Here is a 2038-nt window from a genome sequence, read left to right on the forward strand (position 1 = left end):
TTCTCAAACTGTTTCAGCAACGCCCAGCGAGACACAGCTGACGACTGGCTCCAATCGTTCGCCTTCGCATGGAATCAGCTAATCTGAACACTACCACGTGAGCAGGGAGATACTTGATAAGCACTACAACAAGCAGTCCAAGGACGAACAAATGGAGACACGCCGGAGCCATCTGGAGGGACTGTAACTCTTCAATTAGTTATCGGCTCTACTGGTCAGGATCACTCCCATTCACCAAATTGGTTATATAACCAAGAAATCCCCTTTCCGAGTCTACTGTTCGTCTGATTAGTTTCCACGCTCCAATCCTGTTCTTCAAGTCCCTTTGCCACCCCCTCACGATGCATTTCGCCTACCAGAATCAGTGCTCTGTCGTAATCATTTTCTCTTGTATACTCAATTATGTTCTCAACCATAACCTGATTTCTTTTGTTCGAGCTGGTCGGGTTAACTATGGTTAAGATATGGACTAACCCTGGCAATATTGGGAAGAATAGAAGGTATATGTGCCATCCTCGAAAGGGAAACCAATAGAAAAATAGATCAAATAGAGATACTACTTCTTCCGGCTGGGTTAAGATAATAATCGAACCGAGTCCGGCGAGAAGTAACAAAGTCCATCGAAACCATTTATTAGTAAATCCCCAGATCTCCCTGTGTTCCGCATCAATACGCTTATTTGAATCAATATTAGCTTCTTCAACGGGATCTTGGTGTGCTATTCCGAGCTTGTCAACGACTTTGTGAAAATATAGAACTAAGGTTGTAAGGAACATTGCCCCAATAGCATAGTAAGAGAATCCGAATTTGGAGTCTTGAAGGTTGTATACTGGTTCTCTCCCTTCTACAAGCAGAGTATCCCATTCCTCAAAGTCCTCCTCAAGAAGGGCACCTATGTCCTGCGTTGAAGTGTGGAACTCTCCTTGTACAATAGCCGTTTTTTTGGAGTCTGTGGATTCAGCCATTTTATCGCTATATCATGTAATTGTAGTTATTCATATGGTTGCTTACTGACAATACGGCCTTTATCCATCACGGTTTTCCTCTAAGAATGAGTGTTTGAACAAAGTTCGATCAAATGGATTCCTCTGAGTGTTCTTCGACATAATCTTCAGTAGGGACATAGAGCAGATCTTTCTCCGGATCATGTGGCTTGCCCGGAGGTATTTCATCAACTGAAGCTGTCCGAAGAACAGAATTTTCATGAGTGGCCCCCAGCTCTTCATCTTTCAACTTCTCCTTAGCTTGCCTGATATTTTTGCGGATTGCTTCTGGTTGAACATTTCGTTTAGCCCCCCAGCCTCGGGCACTCTCATTCATGTGCTCAACAGCCCAGTAATCCAGAGCCTCAGCTGGTGACATTTCGTATCGATAGAGGAGTTCTTGGAATCGTTGAAATGTATGATACTCCCCATTTTGAAACTCCTCAGGGAACCTTACGTAGATCGCAAAAAATAGTGAGTCTTCGAGATATCGGGCTACGCTCATTGGGACGGCAATTGTATATCCCATATCCTGGAATGATTCCAGATGAGCGAATGCTATTTTGAGAAGTTTCTGTGAGTCAAATTCCACCTCTGCTTCTTTCAACATCTTCTGAAGCTCATACTCGGAGAGTGCAAGCCATACCCCGTGAGAATCCTCAAGAAGCCAGTAATCGGGACCCCTTTTCAGTCGGCTCTGTTTGAAATGTTCTGTCAGTTGGCTCTGTAATGTGCGTTCTAAACTTTCAGCCAACAAATCCAGTTCATCAACTGTGTATTCGCTATTCGCCGCCTTTTCTCTTAGCCTCTGTTCACTTAGCGCCATATCCAACTTATAGTTGGCTCCTATAATAATCTTACCGGTAGAACAACTATAGGTTGGTTAAGTACAATCATAAATGTCTCCATGCTATCAGTATATGTTTAATTCAAATCACTCCCAAGGAACAAATAGCTGAACGCTCTTGCGAAGTAGATTGTTGATAGCGAGAGCTGCGACTGAAAGTCGAAGAGGGCAAGGGCACCGCGCCAGCGGTGCCCGATATGTTCCCAAT

The 2038-nt window shown here is 44.0% G+C and carries 2 protein-coding genes and 1 pseudogene; 1 reads left to right on the forward strand and 2 read right to left on the reverse strand.

The annotated features are described in order from the left end of the window. Positions 1–87: pseudogene (locus BMX17_RS25715) on the forward strand (IS6 family transposase); the annotation flags it as partial. A gap of 134 nt (positions 88–221) precedes the next feature. On the opposite strand, the gene BMX17_RS24750 reads toward BMX17_RS25715, so the two are convergent. Further along, positions 222–965 carry a hypothetical protein gene (locus tag BMX17_RS24750; RefSeq protein WP_092665286.1) on the reverse strand — a complete coding sequence of 248 codons (744 nt, stop codon included), beginning with the start codon at positions 963–965 and terminating at the stop codon, positions 222–224. Between the two features lie 109 nt (positions 966–1074). Then, the gene (locus BMX17_RS24755; RefSeq protein WP_092665289.1) at positions 1075–1809 is read right to left on the reverse strand and encodes a hypothetical protein; all 735 of its coding nucleotides are present in this window, start codon (positions 1807–1809) and stop codon (positions 1075–1077) included. Between the last annotated feature and the right edge of the window lie 229 nt (positions 1810–2038).

It is taken from the genome of Halorientalis persicus (genome assembly GCF_900110215.1).
In the GTDB taxonomy this organism is placed as follows: domain Archaea; phylum Halobacteriota; class Halobacteria; order Halobacteriales; family Haloarculaceae; genus Halorientalis; species Halorientalis persica.

Excerpts from the sequence above, each read along its gene's own strand:
- BMX17_RS24750 (WP_092665286.1), bottom strand. The coding sequence starts at position 965 with ATGGCTGAATCCACAGACTCCAAAAAAACGGCTATTGTACAAGGAGAG.
- BMX17_RS24755 (WP_092665289.1), bottom strand. The coding sequence starts at position 1,809 with ATGGCGCTAAGTGAACAGAGGCTAAGAGAAAAGGCGGCGAATAGCGAA.